The sequence below is a fragment of the Rhizobium aureum genome, from assembly GCF_030182495.1.
Taxonomy (GTDB): Bacteria; Pseudomonadota; Alphaproteobacteria; order Rhizobiales; family Rhizobiaceae; genus Rhizobium; species Rhizobium tropici_C.
The window spans coordinates 138,326-156,940 of sequence record NZ_JAQJCI010000011.1; the positions used below are offsets into that span (position 1 = coordinate 138,326).

An 18,615-nucleotide genomic window follows, 5' to 3' on the forward strand; every position below is an offset into this window, starting at 1 on the left:
TCTTGTTCGGGAGCACCTTGAATTCGGCGCCTTTTGTCGCAATCTGTTTTGACGTAAAGGCGGACCACCGCCCAAGAATAGCAAGAAAGAGGCATCAGCCTTGACACAAATGCCACAGACGCCCCTGCTGGACCGGGTCCAATATCCTTCCGACCTGCGAAAGCTGGAGGACCGGGAATTGCCGCAACTCGCCCGCGAAGTCCGCGATGAGATGATCGATGCGGTGTCGCGTACCGGCGGACATCTCGGCGCCGGCCTCGGTGTCGTCGAATTGACCATCGCGATCCACAGCGTCTTCAACACGCCCGACGACCGGCTGATTTTCGATGTCGGGCATCAGTGTTATCCGCACAAGATCCTGACCGGCCGGCGGGACCGCATTCGCACGCTTCGCCAGGAAAACGGTCTTTCCGGCTTCACGCGCCGGGCTGAAAGCGAGTACGATCCCTTCGGCGCCGCGCATTCCTCGACATCCATTTCCGCCGGCCTCGGCATGGCGGTTGCCGCCGAGCTCGATAATACCGACCGCCGTGTGATCGCCGTCATCGGTGACGGCGCCATGTCGGCCGGCATGGCCTATGAGGCGCTGAACAATGCCGGTGCGCTCGATGCACGGCTGATCGTCATCCTCAACGACAACGACATGTCGATCGCCCCGCCGACGGGGGCCATGAGCGCCTATCTCGCGCGCCTCGCCTCCGGCCGCACCTATATGGGCTTCCGGGATTTCGGCAAGAAACTGACCGCCTATCTCGGCAAGAAGGTCGACCGCGCCATCACGCGGGCAGTCGAGCACGCACGGGGCTATGTGACCGGTGGCACCATGTTCGAGGAGATGGGCTTCTATCATATCGGCCCGATCGACGGTCACTCCTTCGAGCATCTGCTGCCCGTGCTGCGCAATGTGCGCGACAATGCGCAAGGCCCGGTGCTGATCCATGTCGTGACGCAAAAGGGCAAGGGTTATCCGCCGGCCGAGGCAGCTGCCGACAAATATCACGGCGTCAACAAGTTCGACGTCATTACCGGCGCGCAGACGAAGGTGAAGCCGAATGCGCCGAGCTACACAAGCGTCTTTGCGGACGCTTTGGTCCAGGAGGCAACCCTCGACGACAAAATCGTCGGTATCACCGCCGCCATGCCAAACGGCACCGGCCTCGACAAGCTGCAGGAATTCTTCCCCAAGCGCTGTTTCGACGTCGGCATTGCCGAGCAGCATGCCGTGACTTTCGCCGCGGGCCTTGCTGCCGAAGGCTACAAGCCCTTTGCCGCTCTTTATTCCACCTTCCTGCAGCGTGCCTATGACCAGGTGGTGCATGACGTGGCGATCCAGGGCCTGCCCGTCCGTTTCCCGATCGACCGCGCCGGCTTCGTCGGCGCCGATGGACCGACGCATGCCGGGTCCTTCGATACCGCCTTTCTTGCCACCCTGCCCGGCTTCGTCGTCATGGCCGCCGCCGACGAGGCGGAACTCAAGCATATGGTGCGCACGGCCGCCGCCTATGATCTCGGCCCGATTTCCTTCCGCTATCCGCGCGGTGAAGGCGTCGGCGTCGAGCTGCCGGAACGGGGCCAGATCCTCGAAATCGGCAAGGGGCGCGTCGTCAAGCAGGGTTCGAAAGTCGCGCTGCTGTCCTTCGGCACGCGCTTGGCCGACAGCCTTGCCGCAGCCGAGGATCTCGATGCCGCCGGCCTGTCGACGACGGTCGCCGATGCGCGCTTCGCCAAGCCGCTCGATCACGACCTCATCCGACAACTCGTGGCTCACCATGAAATGCTGATCACCGTCGAGGAAGGTTCGGTCGGCGGCTTCGGCAGCCAGGTCATGCAGTTCCTCGCCAATGAGGGCCTGCTCGACAATGGCCTGAAGATCCGCTCGCTCGTCATGCCGGATATGTGGATGGATCAGGCAAAGCCTGAAGCCATGAATGCCAGAGCCGGTCTCGACCGTGCCGGCATCGTGCAGACAGTATTCCGCACGCTCGGCCACGGCCGCATCGTCGAAGCCGCTGGATAAACGCAAACATCAGGCGGCCCCGGGGCTGCCTGATGTCGTCAACCATCGAGCCCGTTGAAGATCGCCACGCGGTCTCGACCGGCGGCCTTGGCCTGATAGAGCGCGGAATCGACATTTCTCAACAGCAAGGCACGTGTCGCGCCATCATCCGGCGCCAGTGCTGCGCCGATGCTCAATCGTGCGGAGACGGATACGCCCTCTACCGCGAATGGCGCTCGGAATGCAGCCAACAAACGCTCGGACAGGGAGACAAGCGCGCTCCTGTCGGTCGGGTCCGGCACGAAGATGGCGAATTCGTCGCCTCCCATACGAACGACGATGTCATCGGTGCGGATGACAGAGCGGATGCGGGATGCCGCCTCACAGAGAACTTCGTCGCCGACATTATGACCGAAGCGGTCATTGATGGATTTGAAGCCGTCCATGTCGAGATAGAGAACGCCGAAGTGGCGGCCAGCAGCAATGGCTGAACTCAATGCGCTATCAACCAGGTTTTCCAGTGCCGACCTGTTGAAGAAACGGGTCAGCGGATCGGTCATGGCAGCCGCCCGCAAGCTGTTCTCGGCGATTCCCATCAGCAGGTTTGACTTCTGCAGCCGCAGAAGCGCACTGGCAATCTGTGCAAACCGCATGAGACTCTCTTCTTCGCCTGGAGAGAACCGCCTCGGCTTCTGATCGAGAACGCAGAAGGCACCCACGGGCAAGCCGTTCTCCAGTCGCACCGGAGCGCCGGCATAAAAGCGGAAATAGGGATCATCGAGAACGAAGGGGGCAGCCTTCAGCTCCGGTTCCTCCATAAGATCTGGAAGGACCAGCAGTTCGTCGTCAAACACCACCCGCGTACAAATCGACATGTCGCGCGAGCATTCGGCAATCTTCAAACCCGCCTGCCCTGCGATGCGCTGCCAGTCCTCATCGATGATATTGATGGCTGCATAGGGCGTTTCGAACACACTCCTCGCCAGTTCGGCAAGGATCGCAAGCTCGGGTGTCGGGCTGTTGTGAATCGCATTCAGGGACCGTACGGCCAAAAGCCTCTGTGTTTCATTGGCCGGAACTCGGACCAGCTGTCCCATTCGAATCTCCCTCTGCGATCAGCGTGCGACTTACGGAATTAGCGGTTCTTCGCTCAGGGCAACCCTGCCGCCGATAAAATATCTAACAAATCTCGACCGAAAGGATGACTCACCAGCGCGCGAGAACGATCCCACGGCTCAAACAACCTATCCCCGAAAGGGAGACGCATTGCCCCAGCAAAACTGGGCAAGTTGTGGCAATGGAATAGTATCATCCATGAAAAACGAAACGGCCCGCCGCAAAGCGGCGGGCCGAGAACGTTAACGGCAGCGATTCGCAGAGATCGATCAGAATTCTTCCCAATCGTCCTGGGGCGCGGCAGCGGCAGCGGTTGCCTTGCCGGCAAAGGCCTTGGCGACCGTGCGCCCGAGAGCGCGGGCCGGAGACACCGCCGGCTTCGAACGCGCCGTTGCCGCGACGGGTCGGGCAAGCGTTGGCTGCGCGGGCGCCGCCTGAATGGAGTTGCCAAGGCGGAACTGCTGCAGCAGCTCGTTGAGCGCCGCGGCTTCGCGGGCGAGCGCATGGCTTGCGGCCGTCTGTTCTTCGACCATGGCCGCATTCTTCTGCGTGCCCTGATCCATGTTGTTGACGGCCGTGTTGATCTCCTGCAGACCGGTCGACTGTTCGCGGGTCGCCGTGACGATCGCGCCGACATGGCGGTTGATCTCCTGCACTTCGGAGACGATCAACTGGAGGGCCTTGCCGGTTTCGCCGACCAGCGAGACGCCGGTATTGACCTGATCGCTTGAAGTCGTGATCAGCGCCTTGATCTCCTTGGCGGCGTTGGCGGAGCGCTGGGCGAGCTCACGCACTTCCTGGGCAACGACCGCAAAGCCCTTGCCGGCCTCGCCAGCGCGGGCCGCCTCGACACCAGCGTTCAGCGCCAGCAGGTTGGTCTGGAAGGCGATGTCGTCGATGACGCTGATGATGTTGCTGATCTCGCCCGAGGATTTTTCGATCTGCTGCATGGCCGAGACGGCGTTGCGAACCACTTCGCCCGACCGTTCCGCACCCTGGCGGGCGCGCTCGACGAGATGGCCGACATCTTCGGCACGCTTGGCGGAGTCGCGGACCGTTATGGTGACCTGCTCCAGTGCGGCCGCCGTTTCCTCGACGGCAGCGGCCTGCTGTTCGGTGCGCTGCGCCAGATCATCGGCTGCAGAGCGGATCTCGTCGGCGCCGGCATTGATGGCGGAAGCATTGCGGCCGACGGACTGCAGAGCGGCTTCCAGCTTTTCCACCGCATTGTTGAAGTCGTTACGGACACTGTCGAACTGCGGCGCAAAGCTGTTGCGCAGGCGGGTCGCGACATTGCCGGAAGACAGGGCGGAGAGCCCATCCGCGAGCGCTTCCATGGCAAAGCGGATCTCGCCCTCCTCACGCGCCTTCTGTTCGTCATTCATCTGACGCTCGCGCTCGGCATCGCCACGCATGCGCTCGGTCTCGCCGGCGAGGCGCAGCTTCTCGATCCCCGCCTGCTTGAAGACCAGGACGGCATCGGCCATGCGGCCGACTTCGTCGCCACGGCCGACGGCCGGGACTTCGACATCATGCTCGCCATTCGCCAGTCGGCCCATCGCAGCGGTCATGCCGACGATCGGGCGCACGATGAGGCGCGACAGCAGCCAAGCGAGAACGGCGGCGGCGAGCGATACGAAGATGCCGCCGACGATAAGCGTCATGCGCAGATCGCCATTGGCGTCATCCTGCATGGCTGCCAGATCGCTCGCCTTGGCGCGGGCGGCCTGCTTGATCTTGGCGGCGGCGTCGCGGAAACTATCGAGCTGGCCCTTGGTTTCGTTCTGCCCGAGCTTGACGATCTGGTCGAGCGGCATCTCGGTTTCCTTGCGTGCCTTGGCCTGCGGCTCTGCCAGCTGATGGAAATAGACATCAGCGGCTTTCTGCATATTGTCGATCGCCTGCAACAGATCGGGGGAATCTGCCGCAATCTGCTTGGCGCTGGCGATGCTCTTCAGCATCCGCTCGCGATTGTTGAAGATATCGCCATAGGTGCTTTCGCTATGCAGCAGCAGGAAGCCGCGCAGATTGACGGCCTGTTCCAGCATCGCCTGCAGGGAGTCGTCGATCAGGCTGACGAGTTGCTGCGACTTGGTCTGCTCGGCGGCGGCACCGGCCGACGCTTCTTCCTTGGAATAGACGAATGCGGAAACGCAGGCGAAGATGGCGATCAATGCCGTGAACGTGATGGCAAGCTTGCCATTCAGCGAGAGTTTTTTCGCAAACATGGGCGAGCGCCTCCTGAGCGCCGGTCCTGGCGAGCCTCGTTAGGCCGCGATTGGGAGGAAACGCGACCGATGCTCGAAGAATTCAGGGAGGGGCATGATTGGGACGCAGACGCGCGAAGCCTTCATGGCAGGCGATGATCTCAAAACGATCACCGTAATCACAGGCATCAGTAGAGGCTCGGGCTTTAAATTTATTTAACTCCGCGCAACCGCACTGAGATGCCGCCGAACCACGGTGCGTTTCGTCTTCCGGCCGCTCTAATTCACCGCACGGCAGCGAGAATGAGAATATCCAGATCGTGTTCGGGATAGAAATCCTGCGCCGTCATCTGGAAGGTGGTCGCGCCGGTCTTTTTCACATCCTTGCCGCAGAAGCTGATGTAGTTGTCGGGACTGCCCTTATCGACCGTCAGCTCGAAATGCTTGATCGGACCGGACCAGTTGGCGCCCGTCGTCAGCACATAGGAGATCCAGCTTTCGGTATAGCCGCGCCCGCCCTTATCGACTGCGGCGGCAAGCTTGGTCGCCGTCTTCAGGAAAGGCTCATCGAGACAATACTTGGCGCGATAGGCCTGCAGCTGCTGCTTCTGATAGTCTTCCTCGCCGGCGAAGGTGATCGCCACGGTGCCGCCGACGCTGGGCTTGTAGCGATGTTCAACCGCGATCTTCACCTTGGCCGGAAACCTCGTGCGCCACCAATAGGTGGTGTGCAGCGTCCACATCGGCGTTGGGTGGTGCTTCATGCCCTGACCGTCAGCGTCGTATTCGTCATCGGCGATCAGGCCGCGGGCCGTCCAATCGTCGAGCACGTCGGCTGGCAGCTTGGCGACAGCATCTGCCGCCGCCTTGCTCAGCGGCAGCAGCGGGACACCGCGAGCGTTCAGCTCATCCGTCATGTCGACCCCGGCGACCGATACGCGCTGCTGTAAGGTCGGCGTGATGGCTTTGCCATCCTGCGTCACGGTGAAACCCAGGAAATTGTCGGAATCGACATTCCCTGCATCGACCATACTGTCTATATCGCCTTTGATATCGGGCATCGGAAAAGCGACGACGCTTTCGACATCCTTGTCGGAGGTATTTTCGAAGATGTAATCGACGCGGACCTGTTCCGCCGAAATGAACAGCTTTTCCTGCGCCATGCTGATATCTCCAGTGCGGACATAGGCGAGACCACCCGTCCTCAACTCGGCCATCGTGTCATTTGCCATAGCCGGAACGGCGAACATCGCCATTAGCGCCGCATAGCCACCGATCTTCCGCATGATGCCCTCGCCCGTTGATTGCAGCGATTATGGCCGGTTGCGATCCGTCGTCAACGCCGATATCAACATAAAGGGCTTGCAACATGGCCCATTGCCCGGCATGGACAGCCCATGTCCGAACCGCAACGCCTCGACCAGCTCCTCGTCACCCTTTCGCTCTTCGCCAGCCGCTCTCGCGCTCGCGATGCGATCCAGCGCGGCACGGTGACCGTGAACGGCAGGATCGTCACGAAGCCCGGCGCGCTGTTCACCGAAGACGCACAGATCAGCATTGATGATCCCGCGCAGGATTACGTCTCACGTGCGGCCTTGAAGCTGGTGGCGGCACTCGACCATTTCGGCCTCGATCCGCAAGGGCAGCATTGTCTCGATGTCGGCGCATCGACCGGAGGCTTTACCGAGGTGCTGCTGCAGCGTGGTGCTTCCCATGTCACGGCGATCGATGTCGGTCACGACCAGATGCATCCGCGCATAGTCGCCGATCCGCGCGTGACCAATATCGAGGGTTTGAACGCGCGCAATCTGACCGCCGAGGACATAGGCGAGCCCTTCTCCTTCGTCGTTTCCGATGTCTCGTTCATTTCGCTCAAGCTGGCGCTGGCGCCGGCCCTTGCGCTTGCCGAACCGGGCGCGCGGGCGGTACTGCTCGTAAAACCGCAATTCGAGGCGGGCCGCGATGCGATCGGTAAGGCCGGCCTCTTGAAGGACCCCACCTCCGCTCCGGCGGTGGCGGCCGAACTCGAGCGCTGGTTCACCGAAGACATGGGCTGGCAAAGCCTCGGCCTCATCGCCTCGCCCATCGCTGGCGGTGACGGCAATCAGGAATTTCTTCTCGCAGGGATCAAGCCATGAGCACCGAAACCGTTACCATCCAGAAGCTCGGCGCCCAGGGCGACGGCATCGCGCAGGGCGCCGATGGCCCGATCTACGTACCCTTCACGCTGCCGGGCGAAAGTGTCGCCATCGCGCGGGTGAAGAGCCAGGGCACGCTGATGTCGATCACGGCGGCCTCGCCGGATCGCCAGGAGCCGCACTGTCGGCACTTCGGCCCGCATGGCGTCAACGGGACCTGTGGCGGATGTACCCTGCAGCATTATGCCGACGCCCCCTATCGCGCCTTCAAGCGCCAGCTCGTCGTCGATGCCCTGCGGTCGAAGGGTCTGACACCTGAAGTGGACGATATCGTCGCCGCGCATCCGGGCGAACGGCGCCGGGTCGTCTTCGCCGCGCGTAAGACTGAAAAGGATATGCTGATCGGCTTCAACCAGGCTGAAAGCCATCATATCGTCGCCATCGAGGAATGTCCCATCGCTTCGGCCGGCATCATGGCCCGTCTGCCGGCGATCAAGACGATCGCCGCCGCAATCGCCATTAACGCCGAAGCCTTCCGCATTTCCGTCTTGGAGACACAGACCGGCCTCGATCTCGCCGTCGACGGCATCAAATCGCTTTCGGACAAGCAGCGCCGCAGCACGATCGAAACGGTGCTGTCGCTTCGCGGCATCGCGCGCCTTTCGCTGAACGGCGAGATCCTGGTGGAACCGGTGAAGCCGATCATCGATTTCGGCGGCGTGCCGGTCGCACCGCCGCCGGGCGCCTTCACGCAGGCGACCAAGCAGGCCGAGGATGCCATGGCCGAGCTGGTCTCAACCCATGTCGGCAAGGCCAAGCGCATCGCCGATCTCTTCGCCGGCAGCGGCACCTTCTCGCTTCGCCTGGCGCGGATCGGGCGGGTGCATGCGGTGGAAGGTGAAGAAAAGCCGCTCGCCGCATTGGATCACGCCGCGCGCAACACGCAGGGGCTGAAGCCTGTCACCGTGGAACGCCGCGATCTCTTCCGCCGACCCTTGATGGCGCAGGAACTGAAGGTCTACGACGCCGTCGTCTTCGACCCGCCGCGCGCCGGCGCGGAATTCCAGTGCAAGGAGTTGGCCCGCTCGCAGGTCAAGAAGATCGTCGCCGTCTCCTGCAATCCGCTGACGCTTGCCCGCGACCTCGCCATTCTGGTCGAGGGAGGTTACCGCATTACGCGGGTGACGCCGATCGACCAGTTCCTGTGGACCTCGCATGTCGAAGTGGTTGCGGCGCTGGAGAAGTAGCTCTCTTCGCCAGAAGTCGGGTGGCCGACCCTCGTGGTTCGAGGCTACGCCCTTCGGGCTTCGCACCTCACCATGAGGGCGGAGTCGCTCACGATCGAGATGCGCCAGAGATTAGCCCTCATGCGGAGGCCCGAAGGGCCGTCTCGAAGCACGAGAGCGGGTGAGCTTCACCGCTTCATGAAGGCTTCGAAAGCCGCGCGGGCTTCGGCGCTTTTCAGCTGGGCGGCGAAATGCTCGGCTTCTTTCTGGATTCGGTCGAGAACAGAATCCGGTGACCCGCGCATCAGGTCGCGGGCGATCCGAAGCGCCTCTGGCGGCTTGGTGGCGAGTTTTGCGGCCAGCGACAGCGTTTCGGCCTCCACCGCGTCCGCCGACGTTACCTTCCAGATCAGTCCGGCTTCCCTGGCGTCAGCGGCGGAAAAGCCTTCACCAAGGGCGAGCAGGGCGAAGGCGCGCTGATGCCCCATGACGCGCGGAGCAAGCAGGCTCGAAGCCGCTTCGGGGACCAGCGCGAGATCGACGAAGGGTGTCTTGAACAGACTGCGGTCGGAGGCAACAGTCAGATCGCAATGCAGATGGATCGTGGTGCCGATGCCGATCGCGAGGCCATCGACGCCGGAGACGACCGGCTTCTTCGTGCTCGCCAGCGCGACGAGAAAATCAATCACTTCGCGCCCCATATTGCCGCTCATGGCGAAGGCGAGGAAATCGGCCAGATCGTTGCCGGCGGAAAAACAGCCTTCCGTGCCGAGGAAGGCATGAACGCGGATATCCGCCGCGTCCTCCGCTGCTGTTAGCGCAGCGGTCATCGTCCGATACATTTCGCGGGTGATGGCATTCTTCTTTTCCGGTCGGTTGAACCGGATGACCTGGACCTGCGGCGCGGTCTCGGGGCGTTCGATGAGGATATGGTCGGTCATCATATATCCTTAGGCAAGCGCGATGCGAGCAGCTTCAAGGCTGCCGGCTCCGGCAACGACGCGATCGGCAAGGGCGGTGGTTTCAGCCAAAAGGTTCTCGGCGGCGAAGCGGCAAAGCGCGATGCGCTTGCCACCCTCGCCGTCGCCCGCATCGACGAGGCCGCCCTTGGCGAGATAGGATCCGGTCAGCACCAGTCCGAAGAGCCGCTGGTAAGGCGTGGCGCCCGCAAGGGCCTCAGCAATGGCGCCCTCGGCCTGCTTCGACAACAGCCAATCGCTCGCCTTTTCGAGATCGGCAATGGCCGCCCGCAGCCGCGGCGCAGTCTCCCCGAAACCGTCGAGATTGGACTTGGCGACCATATCGGCGATATCACGCAGTTCTGCGATGAAGCCGCGCACGTGATCACCATTGGCGATCGTCAGCTTGCGCGTTACCAGATCGATGGCCTGGATGCCGTTGGTGCCCTCGTAGATCGGCGCGATGCGCGCGTCGCGCAGCAGGCGCGCCGCACCGGTCTCTTCGATGAAGCCCATTCCGCCATGAACCTGGATGCCGAGCGAGGCGACATCGACGCCGGCATCGGTGGAGAAGGATTTGGCGATCGGCGTCAGCAGCGCGGCGCGCTCCTGCCAGAAACGGGCCTTCTGCGGATCGCGATGCGACATGTCGATCGCCTCGGCACAGGCGTAGCAGATGGCGCGCGCCCCTTGAGTCAGGGCTTTCATCGTCAGCAGCATGCGTGCGACATCGGGATGCTCGATGATCGGGCTCATGCCAGACGATGCCGTGCCGGGCGCGCGGCCCTGCGTACGCTCCCGGGCATAGGCAATAGCCTTTTGGGTCGCAGCCTCGGCAATCGCGACACCCTGGATGCCGACAGCGAGACGCGCGTTGTTCATCATCGTGAACATGCAGGCGAGGCCTTTATTTTCCTCGCCGACGAGCCAGGCGACGGCGCCCTTTTCCGACCCGTATTTTCCATCGCCATAGATCATCGTGCAGGTCGGCGAACCGTGGATGCCGAGCTTGTGTTCGAGCGAATGGGCGAAATAATCGTTGCGCGCGCCGAGCGAGCCATTGTCGTTGACAAGGAATTTCGGCACGAGGAACAGCGAAATGCCGCGCGTGCCGGCGGGCGCATCGGGAAGACGGGCGAGAACGAAATGAACGATATTCTCCGCCGCCTCGTGATCGCCCCAGGTGATGAAGATCTTCTGGCCGAAAAGGCGATAGGTGCCGTCGTCGCGGCGTTCGGCGCGGGTGCGCAGCGCCCCGACATCGGAGCCGGCATGCGGCTCGGTCAGGTTCATCGTGCCGGACCATTGTCCGGATACGAGCTTTTCCAGGTATTTTCTCTTGAGGTCGTCGCTGCCATGGGCAATCAGCGCCTCGACCGCGCCCATGGTCAGCGTCGGGGCGAGACCGAATGCCATGGAAGCGGAGTTCCACATTTCCAGCGTCGCGACATTCAGCATATGCGGCAGGCCCTGCCCGCCGAATTCCTCGGGCGCGGTCAAGCCGTTCCAGCCACCGGCGATCCAGTCGCGATAGAGCTTCTCCCAGCCATCCGGGAGCACCACCTTGCCATCGACCAGTTTCGCCCCCTGCTTGTCGCCAATCTCGGCAAGCGGCTCCATCTCCTCGCCGGCAAAACGACCGGCTTCCGACAGGATGGCATCGACGACATCGGCGCTCAAATCGCCAAGAATGCCCTCGTCCATCGCGCGCTCCATGCCCGCGATATGCTTTAGCGTGAACGCGATTTCTTCGACTGGCGCCTTGTACATGCTGCCTCCTCCGCATTGGTGCCGGCAATGACCCGCCTCACCCGGATCATCGCTCGTCTGTGGTCATAGCTAGTTTATTTTTACGTAAACGTCAATTTAAGTGAGGTGGCAAAGATGTTGATTCCACCGCCTTGCGAACCTTCAGCTCCCATACGTCTTGCGCGCGCCGCACGGCTGTGACATCGCCGCCCGCAGCCGCGATTATTCCACCAGCGCGCGGACTTGCATAAACAATCGTCATGAACGAAGACTAAGGCAACTGTTCAGAAACCGAATGATACAGCCATGAACACGATCACGTCAGTCAACACGATACCCGGCTTCATCTGGGCCTATCGTCTCCGCCCGGGCGAAGCCAAGCCGGAGCGGTTGCCCGACGATACCGATCGTTCAACGCTCTTTAGCGGCGACGGCTTCCTATGGCTGCATCTCAATCTTGTCGATGCGCGCGTTCCGGCTTTTCTGGAGGATGCGCCGGGCCTGAACGAAGCCGCACGCATCGCGCTGACAAGCCACGAGACACATGCAGCAGTCACCGTCGACGAACAGATGCTCTTCGGCACGCTGGTCGATTTTCAACGCGACTTTGCGAGGGATACCCATGATATCGGCTGGCTGCATTTTGCCGTGACCGATCGCATGCTCATCACCAGCCGGCTGCAGCCGCTTCGTAGCCTGGATCGGGCGCGAATGCTGATCGACAAGAATGCCACGAAGTTTTCCCGTCCCCTCGATATTTTCGAGCTGCTGGTCGTCGAATTCCAGCGCACCCTGATTTCGGTCGTCATCGAGATCGGCGAAGAGCTCAACCTCATCGAAGACTTCGTCCATGGAAATACGTCACGCGACGAACGCGCGCGGCTGCCGCCCGTGCGGCGGACGATCGTACGGCTCCATCGGCATCTGCGCACGGTGCTGTCGCTGATGCGCCATGCGGCCGCCTCCGACGATGAGGAAATGCCGCTCGGTTTCGAGGACGTCGCCGCGCGCTTGACGGGCCGGCTCGAGGCAGTCGAACACGATGTCTATGCATTGCAGGAGCGAGCCAGGCTGCTGCATGAAGAAATCGATTCGAAGCTTGGGTCCGAGATCAACCGACATCTCTACATCCTGTCGATCATGACCGCATTTCTGCTGCCGCCGACGCTGGTGACCGGCTTCTTCGGCATGAACACCTCAAACCTGCCGCTTTCCGGCGGCGTGGGTGGTACGGAATATGCCGTCGGCTTCATCGTCGCCTCCATGCTGCTGGCATGGTGGCTGCTCAAGCGGGTCAACATTCTCTAGGGCTGAGACATGGAAAAGCCGCCCGGAAGGGACCGGACGGCTGGTATCGGCAATCTGGAACCGCCGCTTAGAAATACGGCGAATAGCACTGGCGGCGCGGACCGTAGTTCGGCTGGAACGTATTATCGTAAGCACGGTAGGAGCGATAACGCGACTCGCACCAAGCAACGTGACGCGGATTGATCCCGGCGCTCGGAGCCGGAGCCGGCGCATAGTAACGCGGCTGGCTGGCGATCGCGCCGCCGATCAGCGCGCCTGCGCCGAAGGCTGCCAGCGGGAACCAATAGCCGTCGTGGTAGCGATAGCCATGGCGATAGCCGCCGCGATAGCCGCGGTAGCCGCCATACCAGCCGCGGCGATAGTAACCGTCATGGCGCCACTGCACCTGTTCGACATTACCGGGCGCGGCCTGGGTGGGCGCGGACTGTTTTACGATCGGTGCGGCGGGCATCTGCATGGCGAAAGACGGTGTGAAGCTCGTCAGAGCGACGGCGGCCGTTAAGGCGACAGTCGCGATTTTTGCACGGAAACCAAGCATTTTCATCTCCATTCCCTGGTTCGACTTGTACTCAAGCCTGTAGCGTTTCATGTCGGGAATGCTTCCCGAGCAAGGTTTCGCCGCCTGCTTCGTCGCATATCCGAATAGATGGCAAGAAACGCGGCAGCGCGTTATTTAGTTCCTCAAATCCCTACCGATTTAAGGAGTTACGAGGGGCTCCACGATGAATTTATAGTGATCGCTTTCTTAACCCAAGATTAACCAGCAATCCTTACTATTATTTCATGAAAGGATACCGAAAGAGTAACCTCCTCATTTACGGCTTGCTGACGATCCTGACCCTGATGGGGCCGGTCTCCAAGCCTTCGGCCGGTGAAAGCCAGCCCTGGGGCGATCCCAAAAACGCCCTGATCGTCGATGCTTACGAGCTGAACACCATCGACTGGAACGCGTTTCTACAGGACAAACGGATAGCCGGCTTCATCTCCAAGGCCTCAGACGGGTTGCCCGAAAGCTTCAGCTGCACCGGGGACCACGGCGGCGATACGGTGGCCCATTGTAGGACGATGTGGCGCAAATATGCTGTCAGCCGCGAGCTGTTCCAGACGCGGCGCATGCTGGCAAAGGCGAATGGCCTGTTGTGGGGCGCCTATCATCTGGGGCGACCCGGCAATCCGATCAATCAGGCCAATCATTTTCTCGATTATGCCGATCCGCAGCCCGATGAGTTGATGGTGCTCGATATCGACGGCATGGACACGACACAGTTCATGTCACTCGACGATGCGCAGATCTACGTCGCCCACATCAAGGTCAGAACCGGCCGCTACCCCATTCTCTACGTCAATCACAACACGGCGCGATACATAGCCGACCACCGCGGCACCTATCCGCTGCTGTCGCGGCTGCCCTTGTGGTATGCGCGCTACAAGCCGGATTTGAAAGGCACATTCCCGCTCGGCAACTGGGACAATTATGCCATCTGGCAGTTCGCTTCTTCGGACAATTGCTCGGAGAAGAGCTGTCCCTATCGCGTGCCGGGCACGCTCACCGACATCGATGTCAATGTCGTGCCGATGACGAAGGTTCAGCTCGCCAAGGTCTGGCCCCAGGGCGATCTCCTGCCGGCCAAGCCGCTGCCCGCGCCGGACCTGACGATCGCGCTTGCACGGATGTGCAACGGGCCGCGGCAGACGCTCGTTTCGCTCGTGGCCGATATCGACCCGGTCGTCACGGCGTCAACGCCGCAATCGACGCCGGTCGAGATCAACGAGCTGAACTATCAGGATTTCTAGAGCGTGATGCCGAAAAGTGTGGGCGGTTTTCGGACAACATCACGCTCTACTTCTTTGCTTCTAGAGCGGATTCAAATTTTAGGTCGAATAGACCTAAAATCGTCCGGCTCTAGGCCTCGACCTGGACGTCCGTCTTCGGACGCGAACAGCAGGCGAGGATATAGCCCTCGTCGATCTCGTCATCGAGGATGCCGCCATTGTGGCTCATCTCGACTTCGCCCGAAAGCTTCAACACCCGGCATGTGCCGCAGAGCCCCGATTCGCAGGCCGCACCGATGCGCACGCCGGCACCGCGCGCCGCCTGAAGCACGGTCTGTCCCGCCGCGCAGACGACATCCTTGCCAGCCATGGTGAAGCGAATCGTCGTCGCGGCCTCGCCCGATGCATCATCGGAAACCTCCGCAAGCGGTGTCGCCGCATTGGCCGGCTGGAAGCTTTCCTGATGGTAGCGCGACATGTCGAAGCCATGGGCTTCCAGCATGGAGCGCACGGCATCCATGAAGACTTCCGGGCCGCAGCAGAAGATCGTCCGATCCATAAAATCGGGCGCCAGCAGGCCGATCTTCGCCTTGTCGATGCGTCCCTTCAATCCCGACCAGAGATCGGTGCGGCCGCAGCCCTCGACGATGAAGCCGAGATTGAGGTTCGGCATGAAGCGCGCGAGATATTCGAGCTCGGACCGGAAGATGATATCGGCCGGGCCGCGCGAGCAGTTGACGAAGGTGATATCAGACAGCGGCGCGGTATCGGACATGTAGCGGGTCATCGACATCATCGGCGTGATGCCGGAGCCGGCGGAGATGAAGAGGTATTTCTCGCCGGGATGACGGATATGACTGAAATCGCCGAGCGGGCCGAACGCCTTGATGCGCATGCCGGGCTTCAGGTTCTCGAACATCCAGCGCGTGCCGATGCTGTCCTTCTGCGCCTTCACCGTCACGGCGACCGAGAAGGGCCGCGACGGCGTCGACGACAGCGTATAGGTGCGCATGACCGGCTCCGGAGCCGTGGGCAGCTCCAGCGTCACGAACTGGCCCGGCAGATAGCGGAACCAGTTATCCTTGTCGGAGCGGAACGTGAAGGTCATCACTTCGGGCGCTTCGGGCGTTGCCGAGAGGCATTCGAGCACATGCTGCCTGTCATTCCAGGGCTGCATCTGATCGAGGTGACGATGCGGAAGGGAGACGGTCATGTTCATGCTCAGGCAACCGCCGACAGCTTGGACTGGTCACCCTGCAGCCGGTTGATCATGAACGTCGTGTACCATTCGACGAATTGCATGACGCCGCCTTCGTGGATTTCCGAATAGGGGCCAGGCTCATAGGCCGGCGAGCGGATACCGAAGGCGTTTTCCTCGACGATGCGGCGATCCTGATCGTTGGTTTCGGTCCAGACGTGGGTCAATTCCTCGAGATTGTAGTCGACGCCCTCGACGGCATCCTTGTGGACGAGCCACTTCGTGGTGACGGCGGTTTCCTCGGCACTGATCGGCAGGACACGGAAGGAAATCGCATGGTCGCCGAGCATGTGGTTCCACGTGGTCGGGTAGTGGAACAGCAGCATCGTGCCGATGCCATTGATCGTCACATCCGGTGAAAGCGGCCGCCTGACGGCATTCTGGCCGGACATGGTGTAGCTCTCGGCTCCTTCGATCAGCGGCATGCGCGCGGCGCGAAACTGGCCATCCGGCGAAATCTTGAACTCGCTCGGCAGTCCGGCAGCTTCGCAGCGCTGCCAGTGCTCGGTGATGACAGGATCGCTCATCGCGCCCTGCACGCCGGTCACGGTCGGCGCTTCCGGGAAGGTGCGGCAAAGTTCGGGGTGGTTGGCCGCGCAATGATAGCATTCGCGGTTATTTTCCCAGACGAGCTTCCAGTTGCCCTTTTCGATGATGGTACTCTGGAAGGCGACCTTGGCTTCGCTGATGCGGTGTGGGGCCATGTAGGGCTCGATCGTGGCGCGAACCGGTGCGAAATCCGGAGCGTTCTGCGCCAGGCAGATGAAGATGTAGCCACCGACACTTTCGCAGTGAACCGGCTTCAGCGAATACTGGCTCTTGTCGAAATCCTCGGCCATCTGACGGGCAAAGAGCAGCGAGCCGTCGAGCTCGTAGGTCCACTGGTGATAAGGGCAGACGAGCTTCGCCGAGGAGCCGCGCTCGGTGGTGCAGACACGCGAGCCGCGATGGCGACAGCTGTTGTGGAAGGCGCGGATGACCTGATCGCGGCCACGGACGATGACGACGGGATAATCGCCGATCTGGACGGTGAAGTAGTTGCCCGCGCGCGGCACTTCGCAATCATGACCGATGAACAGCCAGTCGCGATAGTAGATCGTCTCCATATCGAGTTTGAAGTAATCCGGGTCGGTATAGAATGGTTGCTCCAGGCTGAAACCTGTCCGGTGGTTCTTCAATTGCCGCAGAACTTTGCTGCCGATATCCATTTGCCTATCCTTCGCAGTACCAGGAAACGGGCGAAGGACATGCATGGCTGGTTGAAGACAGCCGAAAGCAATGTCCCGGCCGCCCGCCGCGGTCAGTAAACCATATGTGCCCAAGGCTGGTTTCCGGGCTCTGGAGCGGCCCTGTTTCCAGAGCCCCATGGCACCTTCCCAGGTCGATCGACCCAGTGGCTTTATTCGCCATGCCTCACTCCACCACCGTTGCGGGGGCAGCGCCGGATTTTGACCGGCTTCCCAATTCTCCGTCTCCCTAGCAGACGGCACCTTGAGATTGATGTCATCATATCGCTCGGCCCGAGCGCCCGCTGTGCTGCAATGCGACATCGGCTTCGAAATTGACGACAGGCGAAACGGGACGCCGGGACGGTTCCAGAAAGAAGCGATATAGAAAAATAATTCAATCGCTTATACGGCCGCACCAAAATGCGGGCATGCGGTCAATCCGCCCCTAACTGATGACGCTTTATCCTGAATGCGACAGGGCTGTTATCGACGGGTCGCCTAGGTGGCGGCAAGCGCCAGCAGCGCGGTCATGGCGCGATCCGCGTCGGCGGCCGGAACGAAGATGTGATCGTGGTAATAGGCCGCGACGACATTGGCGCTAACGCCTTCATTTCCAAGGGCCGTGGCAAAGGCTGCGGTGAGTCCGACCGCCTCCAGGGACGAATGCACTTCGAGCGTGATCATGCGCATGGCGGGAGCGGCTGGAAATCCCGCCATGCGGGCCGTCTCCAGCGGAAGGATCAGCGTCACACCCTCCTTTTCCCGGAACAGCCCGATCGGATCCAGATGCAAATGATCCGCCAGTGTCGATGCCGGCACACTGCAATAGACGAATTCGCCCTCGGCGAGATTCGGTTTCATCTCGGACAGAAGCTGCTTGAGATCGATTATTCCAGGCATGTTCTCTGTCTCCTCAAGGTTCGGCGTCTCAAAACGGTTAAGCCCGGCTCAAGCTATTCCCTCTACAATGCCGTCCAGAGACATCTAAAGCGAGATCCGGCATGGCCAAACTCAGATATTTCGACGCTGGGAAGCCCGCCGAGCCCGAACCGGCGCCACCGGTATCGACGACGGGGTACAGCGAATTCCTGCGCACCGGCCGCATCAACCGCAACAGGCCGCATTGGCTGGCGGAAGAGCGGGAATACCTCACCCATGAACAGGTGGCTGAGCGTACGGCACAGAAGCTAAGGAATGCCGGCGAAAAGACCCATGACCGGCTCAACAACTTCCATAAGTCCATCCGCTTTCCGAAGCTTATCTTTCATCATACGCTGAAAGACACGCCGCATCTCGGCTATTGCCATGTCACGGCGGCGCGGACGCAGTTCGCACGATATGAGGAAGTGAACTGGGCTTTCTATATCGCCAACTTCTTTGCCCGCATCGGCCAGGAAGAGAACTTCTTCGAAGACATCAGCCTGAAATATTCGCGGATGTATTTCGCCATCGCCATCCATCCGGACAGGCAAGCCGAAGACAAGAAGCTGACGATCAACCGCGACATCCGCGGCAATGGCGTGCTTTTTCATACCCACGATCCGCAGATCGCCATCCGCAATGTTCTTCTCCTCGGCGCCCGCAACGAGCAGCTTCGCGACATCATTCGCCAGCTTTGACGATTGATCCGAAAACTCGAAGAGCATAAGAAACGGC

Annotated in this window: 15 protein-coding genes and 1 riboswitch; of the genes, 6 read left to right on the plus strand and 9 right to left on the minus strand. The window is 61.2% G+C overall.

Annotated elements, in window-relative coordinates; all coding sequences use genetic code 11:
• The first annotated feature begins 100 nt into the window (after positions 1-100).
• Entirely contained in the window at positions 101-2,017 is a 1,917-nt protein-coding gene (gene dxs, locus PH552_RS23025; protein WP_112341165.1) for a 1-deoxy-D-xylulose-5-phosphate synthase, read from the plus strand.
• A gap of 38 nt (positions 2,018-2,055) precedes the next feature.
• On the opposite strand, the gene PH552_RS23030 is transcribed toward dxs, so the two are convergent.
• The 3 genes from PH552_RS23030 to PH552_RS23040 all read right to left on the minus strand — a co-directional run bounded on the left by PH552_RS23030 (position 2,056) and on the right by PH552_RS23040 (position 6,605).
• On the minus strand, positions 2,056-3,093 hold the full coding sequence (locus PH552_RS23030) for a sensor domain-containing diguanylate cyclase (RefSeq protein ID WP_112341164.1): 1,038 nt from the start codon (positions 3,091-3,093) through the stop codon (positions 2,056-2,058).
• Positions 3,094-3,381: 288 nt separating this feature from the next.
• Positions 3,382-5,340: a methyl-accepting chemotaxis protein gene (locus PH552_RS23035; protein WP_112341163.1), complete on the minus strand. Its 1,959-nt coding sequence runs from the start codon at positions 5,338-5,340 to the stop codon at positions 3,382-3,384.
• Positions 5,341-5,603: 263 nt separating this feature from the next.
• Positions 5,604-6,605 (minus strand): DUF4424 domain-containing protein, encoded by a 1,002-nt coding sequence (locus PH552_RS23040; RefSeq protein WP_183763294.1) that lies wholly within the window; start codon positions 6,603-6,605, stop codon positions 5,604-5,606.
• A 111-nt stretch (positions 6,606-6,716) separates the two neighbouring features.
• Here PH552_RS23040 and PH552_RS23045 point away from each other — a divergent pair, with 111 nt between their 5' ends.
• Positions 6,717-7,457, plus strand: coding sequence for a TlyA family RNA methyltransferase (locus PH552_RS23045; RefSeq protein ID WP_112341161.1), 741 nt, complete (start codon positions 6,717-6,719; stop codon positions 7,455-7,457).
• The gene (locus PH552_RS23050; protein ID WP_113251058.1) at positions 7,454-8,704 is read left to right on the plus strand and encodes a class I SAM-dependent RNA methyltransferase; all 1,251 of its coding nucleotides are present in this window, start codon (positions 7,454-7,456) and stop codon (positions 8,702-8,704) included. Before PH552_RS23045 ends, PH552_RS23050 begins: the two co-directional genes overlap by 4 nt.
• A gap of 167 nt (positions 8,705-8,871) precedes the next feature.
• Here the strand turns inward: PH552_RS23050 and PH552_RS23055 are convergent, their stop codons facing one another.
• Both PH552_RS23055 and PH552_RS23060 read right to left on the minus strand, forming a co-directional pair.
• Complete coding sequence (locus PH552_RS23055; protein WP_112341159.1) at positions 8,872-9,624, minus strand: crotonase/enoyl-CoA hydratase family protein; 753 nt, start codon at positions 9,622-9,624, stop codon at positions 8,872-8,874.
• A 9-nt stretch (positions 9,625-9,633) separates the two neighbouring features.
• Entirely contained in the window at positions 9,634-11,412 is a 1,779-nt protein-coding gene (locus tag PH552_RS23060; protein WP_112341158.1) for an acyl-CoA dehydrogenase family protein, read from the minus strand.
• Between the two features lie 285 nt (positions 11,413-11,697).
• Here PH552_RS23060 and PH552_RS23065 point away from each other — a divergent pair, with 285 nt between their 5' ends.
• Positions 11,698-12,699, plus strand: coding sequence for a transporter (locus tag PH552_RS23065; protein ID WP_112341157.1), 1,002 nt, complete (start codon positions 11,698-11,700; stop codon positions 12,697-12,699).
• A 67-nt stretch (positions 12,700-12,766) separates the two neighbouring features.
• Here the strand turns inward: PH552_RS23065 and PH552_RS23070 are convergent, their stop codons facing one another.
• Positions 12,767-13,237 carry a BA14K family protein gene (locus PH552_RS23070; protein WP_112341246.1) on the minus strand — a complete coding sequence of 157 codons (471 nt, stop codon included), beginning with the start codon at positions 13,235-13,237 and terminating at the stop codon, positions 12,767-12,769.
• Positions 13,238-13,482: 245 nt separating this feature from the next.
• Here PH552_RS23070 and PH552_RS23075 point away from each other — a divergent pair, with 245 nt between their 5' ends.
• Positions 13,483-14,493 carry a glycoside hydrolase family 25 protein gene (locus PH552_RS23075; protein WP_112341156.1) on the plus strand — a complete coding sequence of 337 codons (1,011 nt, stop codon included), beginning with the start codon at positions 13,483-13,485 and terminating at the stop codon, positions 14,491-14,493.
• 109 nt (positions 14,494-14,602) lie between these two features.
• Here PH552_RS23075 and PH552_RS23080 read toward each other — a convergent pair whose 3' ends face one another.
• The 3 genes from PH552_RS23080 to PH552_RS23090 all read right to left on the minus strand — a co-directional run bounded on the left by PH552_RS23080 (position 14,603) and on the right by PH552_RS23090 (position 17,859).
• Complete coding sequence (locus PH552_RS23080) at positions 14,603-15,691, minus strand: FAD-binding oxidoreductase (protein ID WP_112341155.1); 1,089 nt, start codon at positions 15,689-15,691, stop codon at positions 14,603-14,605.
• Between the two features lie 2 nt (positions 15,692-15,693).
• Positions 15,694-16,938 carry an aromatic ring-hydroxylating oxygenase subunit alpha gene (locus tag PH552_RS23085; protein ID WP_112341154.1) on the minus strand — a complete coding sequence of 415 codons (1,245 nt, stop codon included), beginning with the start codon at positions 16,936-16,938 and terminating at the stop codon, positions 15,694-15,696.
• Positions 16,939-17,035: 97 nt separating this feature from the next.
• A riboswitch (cobalamin riboswitch) is annotated at positions 17,036-17,239 on the minus strand.
• A gap of 218 nt (positions 17,240-17,457) precedes the next feature.
• Complete coding sequence (locus PH552_RS23090; RefSeq protein ID WP_112341153.1) at positions 17,458-17,859, minus strand: ACT domain-containing protein; 402 nt, start codon at positions 17,857-17,859, stop codon at positions 17,458-17,460.
• Positions 17,860-17,960: 101 nt separating this feature from the next.
• On the opposite strand from PH552_RS23090, the gene PH552_RS23095 reads away from it, so the two are divergent.
• Positions 17,961-18,578, plus strand: coding sequence for a DUF6656 family protein (locus tag PH552_RS23095; protein ID WP_285166307.1), 618 nt, complete (start codon positions 17,961-17,963; stop codon positions 18,576-18,578).
• The last annotated feature ends 37 nt before the right edge of the window (positions 18,579-18,615 follow it).

Coding starts and splice junctions, on each gene's coding strand:
- PH552_RS23090 (WP_112341153.1), bottom strand. CDS start 17,859: ATGCCTGGAATAATCGATCTCAAGCAGCTTCTGTCCGAGATGAAACCG.
- PH552_RS23050 (WP_113251058.1), top strand. CDS start 7,454: ATGAGCACCGAAACCGTTACCATCCAGAAGCTCGGCGCCCAGGGCGAC.
- PH552_RS23045 (WP_112341161.1), top strand. CDS start 6,717: ATGTCCGAACCGCAACGCCTCGACCAGCTCCTCGTCACCCTTTCGCTC.
- PH552_RS23075 (WP_112341156.1), top strand. CDS start 13,483: ATGAAAGGATACCGAAAGAGTAACCTCCTCATTTACGGCTTGCTGACG.
- PH552_RS23065 (WP_112341157.1), top strand. CDS start 11,698: ATGAACACGATCACGTCAGTCAACACGATACCCGGCTTCATCTGGGCC.
- PH552_RS23030 (WP_112341164.1), bottom strand. CDS start 3,093: ATGGGACAGCTGGTCCGAGTTCCGGCCAATGAAACACAGAGGCTTTTG.
- PH552_RS23080 (WP_112341155.1), bottom strand. CDS start 15,691: ATGAACATGACCGTCTCCCTTCCGCATCGTCACCTCGATCAGATGCAG.
- PH552_RS23095 (WP_285166307.1), top strand. CDS start 17,961: ATGGCCAAACTCAGATATTTCGACGCTGGGAAGCCCGCCGAGCCCGAA.
- PH552_RS23085 (WP_112341154.1), bottom strand. CDS start 16,938: ATGGATATCGGCAGCAAAGTTCTGCGGCAATTGAAGAACCACCGGACA.
- PH552_RS23060 (WP_112341158.1), bottom strand. CDS start 11,412: ATGTACAAGGCGCCAGTCGAAGAAATCGCGTTCACGCTAAAGCATATC.
- PH552_RS23055 (WP_112341159.1), bottom strand. CDS start 9,624: ATGACCGACCATATCCTCATCGAACGCCCCGAGACCGCGCCGCAGGTC.
- PH552_RS23035 (WP_112341163.1), bottom strand. CDS start 5,340: ATGTTTGCGAAAAAACTCTCGCTGAATGGCAAGCTTGCCATCACGTTC.
- PH552_RS23070 (WP_112341246.1), bottom strand. CDS start 13,237: ATGCTTGGTTTCCGTGCAAAAATCGCGACTGTCGCCTTAACGGCCGCC.
- PH552_RS23040 (WP_183763294.1), bottom strand. CDS start 6,605: ATGCGGAAGATCGGTGGCTATGCGGCGCTAATGGCGATGTTCGCCGTT.